This window comes from Arsenophonus endosymbiont of Bemisia tabaci Q2 (genome assembly GCF_902713415.1).
GTDB lineage: Bacteria > Pseudomonadota > Gammaproteobacteria > Enterobacterales > Enterobacteriaceae > Arsenophonus.
Genome location: NZ_CACTIE010000181.1, coordinates 1 through 6966 on the forward strand (window position 1 = coordinate 1; position 6966 = coordinate 6966).

Consider the following 6966-nt stretch of genomic DNA (forward strand, 5'->3'; position numbering starts at 1 on the left):
AGATGCAGAGCCAATCCGAAATTGCTTCGCTGTTTCTCGGATACTCAACCCTTCTTCTTCCATCGTAAATATCATTTTACATCTAAAATCAATTGAATTGCTCATATCAATAATGTCATCAAAATTAAGTCGCTTAGCTATAACTCTGTTGCAGCTGTTACACTTCGCATAAGTCGACGAAAACGATGCCAACGCTCAATTCCAATAATATTCGCACCATAACGTGTTCGTAGATGTAACTCATCGAGTGAATACCCTATTAAGAGGGAACCTGGACAAATAGCTAAACAACGAGCACGACCTGTTATCTTATAATCACGAATAAAGTCATGAAATGCACGCCGATGAGGAGCAGAACCCGCTGCAATTTCGCGGTTACCTAACCTACGACGAACCAGCCACATATAAATAATTGCCAGCAACAGCACCGCAATTCCAATCGGCGTAATGGCAAAAAATTTGAATCCGGCATAACCTTCTCTAACCAGTTCATTATTAACTATCATATTTGGTGGGGTCGCTACTAACGTCATCATACCACTGATAAGTCCAGCAAAGCCTAATGGCATCATCAAACGTCCTGGTGGGATTTTCATCTGTTTAGCAACATTAAGAACAACGGGAATGAAAATAGCAACAATGCCGGTTGAATTCATAAAAACGCCTAAACCTGCGACTGTGATCATCAAAAAAATCAGCATCTTATTTTCATTATTACCAGCTGCACCAACTAACCAGTCGCCAACTTGATAGGCAATACCAGTACGGACTAATCCCTCACTAAAAACAAAAAGTGCCGCAATTAGCAGCACATTGGGATCACTAAAGTCGATTGTTGCTTGTTTAAGCGTCAGAGTTCCGCTCAATACTAAAGCCACAATGACTAATAATGCAACAACATCCATACGGATCTTATTAGTCATGAAAAGAGTGACAACTATTAGCAGTAAAATTAATACCCATACCAGCTGGCTATTCAAAATGACCTCAAATTAAATCTATTCATCTATTCATAGGGCTCATTTGCCACGAGTAGTGCAAATTAGCCGGCCTAATTTATTAAATTGACATATTTTTATCGCTGAGTCACCGTAACAATACCTTGGTTATTTAGTTTTGAAATATTTAATTCAGTAAATGATTTGATAATTAATGAAATTTCTTCTCGCCGTGGCATACCTGCTGGCGCATGAACAGCGATAACCTCGCAACCCGCATCTAAAGCAAAATAGATCCCTGCCTGCGCATCTTCAACCTCAATACAGGCTTCAGCCGGCAAATTTAGTAGTTGTGCACCAAGCAAAAAAGGATCTGGCTGCGGTTTACCGTGTTCAACTCGTTCAATCGTGACCCAGTGTTTCGGTTCCGGCAAACCTGGCGCTTTACTACGATTAAAAGCAATTGGCACTATGCCAGAAGTCACTATTGCCCAGGGAATAGCAAATGTATTGAGTTGTTCTAATAAAGCAATTGCACCAGGTAGCGCTACAATACCCGAAGTATTGGCTGCTTCTAGGTTTTCCAGCCAATAAAAAAATTTCAGTTTCTGAGGAATTTGGCATAAAATGACGGATAGAACTGATTGCTGGTTTGCCATGAATATAGTGCAAGACATCGCTTTCTGATACACCAATTCGACGGCTAAATTCTCGCCAGCAATGTATAACATTAGGTAACGAATCAACCAGCGTGCGATCCAAATCAAATAAAAATCCCTTACATTTTAATACTATTGATGCTTCTTAGATAAGTCATGCATTAATGATTTGATTAATTTCTACTGCACAAAGGTGATACTGACGCGGACAAGATGTCCAAAAATTTAACATTCTTAGATATTTATCCCACATAGGTGTCTGAGCATTAAAATCATCACTACCACTGACAAAATGACGGTAGAGACCCTCATTATTCACCAAAAAACGAACATAATTGAGATAATGTGCTTCCGTAACAGCATGAAAGGCTAAAAAGATAACTCTTCTCTCCGTAATATCAGTTTTAGACGACAAATTTTCCCAGGAAACTTGTAAGGCATGGTACATTTCCATAATATCAATGATAATCTCGCAATTTTCTTCTGACAACTCAGTAAAATTTTTCTCTAACTCTTTCATTTTCAAGCTAAAACTATTTTAAATGTTAATTTAACAGCGTTGATAATGTTTGGTATTATCCGGATCAAGCTTGATCAGCATTTTATACTGGTTAGACAGAATTAAGCGTTGTGCATTAGTCATTTCCATTATGGTTCTCCTATACTTGGAAATTTGCTAAATCATCGCATTACCGCTCTTCTTTTTATTTATAGTGATAACTTATTATTTATAGTGATAACTTACCTTTTATTGATCTAAAAAGGCTTTTCAAACTTTAACCATTAATAATCTATTTTGTAATGCCTATTATCTCTATTGCTGGCTAGCTAACCCCATAACTATTCAAATTATGTTAAATACCATCAATAAAAGAGCGATCTAATTGTTTAAAAGCACGTTTTAACAATTCAGCTAATGCCTGATAAGTCGGTGTACCTTTGACGAGTGTGATGGCAATTCCAGCTTGATTAAATTTTTCACGAATTTCATAAAACCAAGTTAGTAATGCCGACGGTAGTGGCGTAACTGAACGCTTACCTAACCACCATAATCCCTGCAAAGGTAAGCTACAAGCAAAAAGCCCTGTCGCCACAGCCGGTCCCAGCTGACCACCTAATGCCAATCTGCCAGGTAAGGGTAAAAACAGCAACAGCAGGCATATAACGAATCACAAAGCGACTAACTGTGATCACCCGATGTTCAGGAAAAATAGGCATCAAACATTTTTCTAACGGAAATGTTTTGGTATATTGCCGGCCTAGTTTCAACTTTTGTAAGAAACTTGGGGTCGTTTCTGGTGTCGTATTCATCAATACCTCACATGACTTCAATCAATTTCTCATGCAAAATTTAAAAAAAATGTATAAAGCATAAAATCTTTTTAGTAGAATTTATAGGGCAACTTTGGTTCCCTGAGGCCACGACTTGTATAATTTATAGAAAAAACTTATATCATATAAAGTTTATATTTGGTCTATTACTATGTTTTCAATCCATAATGTTAATATTATATTGCATCTTTAATATTAACATTGCAAACATAGTTATTTAGTCAATAAATACAGTTAAAATATCATAATATTGCATAAATATGATATTAATCATTCAGTATGATCCGAGGGATAAGCTAGGGTACTAGCATTCTATTGGATTGATGTTTATTAATCCTAGTCTTCCTGGTTAATCTGACAAAGAAGACTCCATGATAACGATATAATAGGTAATTCCATGTCAAGTAAGCTGGTACTTGTCCTCAACTGCGGTAGCTCTTCCCTTAAATTTGCTATCATTGATCCGATTAACGGCGAAGAACAACTATCTGGTTTAGCAGAATGTTTTCATCTACCAGAAGCCCGTATTAAGTGGAAAATAGATGGCACTAAAAACGAAGCTGCTTTAGGTTCAGGCGCTGCTTACAGTGAAGCGATGGCTTTCATTGTCAATCAAATTCTCACCGCAAAACCAGAATTAGCGCAACGCATTTCGGCTATTGGCCATCGTATTGTTCATGGTGGTGAAAAATTTACCAAATCGGTTATTATCAATGATGAAGTCGTTGAAGGCATTAAAGCCTCTATTCCATTTGCACCATTACATAATCCTGCTGGCATTATTGGACTTGAAGAAGCTAAAAAAGCATTTCCACATTTAAATAACAAGCATGTCGCTGTATTTGACACCGCCTTCCATCAAACAATGCCGGTTGAAGCTTATTTATATGCTCTACCTTATAATCTTTACAAACAGCATGGTATTCGTCGTTACGGTGCGCACGGTACCAGTCATTACTATGTTTCGCAGCAAGCTGCCAGAGAATTGAATAAATCGATCGATAAACTGAATGTGATCAGCTGTCATTTGGGCAATGGTGGATCAGTTACCGCGGTCGTTAATGGTCAATCTGTAGATACTTCAATGGGTCTCACACCGCTAGAAGGTTTAGTAATGGGAACCCGCAGTGGTGATATCGATCCAGCTATTGTGTTCCACCTTCACGACGCCTTGGGTATGAGTATTGATAAGATAAATACATTATTAACCAAAGAGTCTGGCATACTTGGATTAACAGCAGTTACCAACGATTGTCGTTATGTCGAAGACAATTATGACACTAAAGCAGATACAAAACGAGCGATGGATGTCTATTGTCATCGTTTAGCCAAATATATCGCCGCTTATTGTGCATTAATGGAAGGACGCCTAGACGCTATTATCTTCACCGGTGGTATTGGCGAAAATTCAGCTTTAGTACGTGAATTAACCCTTAAGAAGCTATCTTTAATTGGTATTAAATATGATCATGAGCGCAACTTAGCCGCCCGTTTTGGCAAATCAGGGAAGATCACAACTGACGATAGTATTCCTGCTCTGGTTATTCCAACAAATGAAGAGTTAGTTATTGCACAGAACGCGAGCCGTCTAACGGCATAAATAGATTAGAAACTGTCAGTCTACTGATTGGCAGTACTGAGTTGAACATCTTGCAATTGTTAAAGAGGTATTTGTGTCCCGTACAATAATGTTAATACCGACTGACATTAGTGTTGGCTTAACCAGCGTCAGTTTAGGGGTCGTTCGTTCAATGGAGCAAAAAGGGGTTAGTCTAACGGTTTTTAAACCCATTGCTCAATCGCGTTTTGGTAATAAAGATCAGACAACTGAAGTATTACGCTCCCACTCTAGTCTTCAGGTCGCTGAACCACTAAAAATGAGTTATGTTGAATCCCTACTGGCTAATGATCAAAAAGATGTTTTAATGGAGGAGATTGTTGCGCGATACCATGATAATACGCAGCAGGCTGAAGTTATTCTGATCGAAGGTTTAATGCCTACCCGTAAGCACCCTTTTGCCCAATCGTTGAATTACGATATCGCTAACACACTGGGGGCTGAGGTTATTTTTGTCACCGCACTGGGTAACAATACACCAGAACAGTTAAAAGAGCGCATTGAGTTAGCCCGCGCAGAGTTTGGTGGTGGAAAAAATAAAAATATCACTGGGGTAATTATCAATAAACTCAATGCACCAGTTGATGAGCATGGCCGTACCCGTCCTGATTTATCAGAAATATTTGATGAATCCACTAAAGCCACAATCGCAAAAATTGACAGTAAAACGTTAGCTGACAATTTTCCGCTACCAATTTTGGGTTGTATTCCGTGGAATTTTGATCTGATAGCCACCCGTGGTATCGATATTGCGAATCATCTGAATGCCGCCATCATCAATGAAGGCGCATTACAAACCCGGCGCATAAAATCAGTTATTTTCTGTGCCCGCAGTGTGCCCAATATGGTCGAGCTGTTTCGTCCCGGCACATTGCTGGTGACCTCTTCTGATCGCGCAGATGTTATCGTATCTGCCTGTCTAGCTGCCATGAATGGTATCGAAATTGGCGCGTTACTGTTAACTGGCGGTTACCCTATTGCCAAGCCGATACACGATCTCTGTCACCGTGCTTTCGAAACGGGCTTACCGGTGCTGATGGTAGATACCAATACCTGGCAAACTTCATTAAGTCTACAAAGTTTCAGCTTAGAAGTGCATGCGGATGATCATGAGCGGATTGAAAAAATACAAAATTATGTTGCTTTGCATATCAACCAAGAATGGATCAATTCACTGACTGCTGATTCTGAACGACCCAAACGGCTATCACCGCCCGCTTTCCGTTATCAATTAACCGAGCTCGCACGTCAAGCTAATAAACGTATCGTGCTACCGGAAGGTAATGAACCCCGTACGGTAAAAGCAGCGGCTATTTGCGCTGAAAGAGGTATTGCCACCTGTATTCTGCTAGGTGAACCCCATGAAATAAAACGGGTTGCCGCTGCGCAAGGAATTGAATTAGGTGCTGGGATCGAAATTGTGGCGCCTAAATCAGTAAGGAAAAATTATGTTGAGCGCTTGGTTGAACTGCGTAAAAATAAAGGCATGACTGAAATTGTTGCACGCGAACAGTTAGAAGATAATGTGGTCCTAGGCACCATGATGCTGGAAAAAAATGAGGTTGATGGTTTAGTTTCCGGCGCAGTTCATACTACCGCCAATACTATCCGCCCACCGTTGCAATTAATCAAAACTGCGCCAGGTAGTTCAATCGTCTCCTCGATATTCTTTATGCTTTTACCTGAGCAAGTATTAGTTTATGGCGACTGCGCAATAAATCCAGACCCAACGGCCGAACAATTATCGGAAATTGCCATTCAGTCAGCTGATTCTGCCAAAGCATTTGGTATTGAACCACGCGTGGCGATGATCTCTTACTCTACTGGTAACTCCGGTGCAGGTAGTGACGTAGACAAGGTCCGTGAAGCAACCAGTTTGGCGCAAGCGAAACGGCCAGATCTGGTGATCGACGGTCCACTACAATATGATGCCGCCATTATGGCCGATGTCGCTAAATCTAAAGCACCAAATTCACCGGTAGCCGGTCAAGCCACGGCGTTTATTTTCCCTGATCTCAATACTGGCAACACCACTTATAAAGCGGTACAACGCTCAGCTAATCTGGTTTCTATCGGCCCAATGCTACAAGGGATGCGTAAACCGGTTAATGACTTGTCCCGTGGCGCGCTAGTTGATGATATCGTTTATACCATTGCACTCACCGCTATTCAGGCAACACAAAATCAAAAATAATGGCTTTTGCTCACTACTGAAAAAGCTGAAACACATTGTGTTTCAGCTTTTTTATTTATTAAATACTTAATTAATAACTAACTTTAATCGATGAAATTAAGTTTTACTAGCCGCTATAGGTAAGCGACTTAATTTTGATTACACCATATTGAGTGCGAACAAAATATCTGTGTCGCATCCGAGCGCTCTTTTTTTGCATTTAGCTTGTGCTCATTTATGTTCAAT

Annotated in this window: 2 protein-coding genes and 4 pseudogenes; 2 read left to right on the forward strand and 4 right to left on the reverse strand. The window is 39.9% G+C overall.

Annotated features, from left to right (window positions below; all coding sequences use genetic code 11):
• Window positions 1-140: 140 nt before the first annotated feature.
• From ARSQ2_RS09370 to yfbV, 4 pseudogenes are all read right to left on the reverse strand, one after another.
• A pseudogene (locus ARSQ2_RS09370) lies at window positions 141-980 on the reverse strand (SLC13 family permease); the annotation flags it as partial.
• 95 nt (window positions 981-1075) lie between these two features.
• Window positions 1076-1733: pseudogene (locus ARSQ2_RS09375) on the reverse strand (sugar phosphatase).
• 18 nt (window positions 1734-1751) lie between these two features.
• Window positions 1752-2246, reverse strand: a pseudogene (locus tag ARSQ2_RS09380) (YfbU family protein).
• Window positions 2247-2451: 205 nt separating this feature from the next.
• Window positions 2452-2908: pseudogene (yfbV, locus tag ARSQ2_RS09385) on the reverse strand (terminus macrodomain insulation protein YfbV).
• A gap of 418 nt (window positions 2909-3326) precedes the next feature.
• Between yfbV and ARSQ2_RS09390 the strand changes: the two are divergent.
• Together ARSQ2_RS09390 and pta are read left to right on the forward strand one after the other, a co-directional pair.
• Window positions 3327-4529: an acetate kinase gene (locus ARSQ2_RS09390; protein WP_181995135.1), complete on the forward strand. Its 1203-nt coding sequence runs from the start codon at window positions 3327-3329 to the stop codon at window positions 4527-4529.
• A gap of 73 nt (window positions 4530-4602) precedes the next feature.
• Window positions 4603-6741 carry a phosphate acetyltransferase gene (pta, locus tag ARSQ2_RS09395; RefSeq protein WP_181995136.1) on the forward strand — a complete coding sequence of 713 codons (2139 nt, stop codon included), beginning with the start codon at window positions 4603-4605 and terminating at the stop codon, window positions 6739-6741.
• Window positions 6742-6966 lie beyond the last annotated feature (225 nt).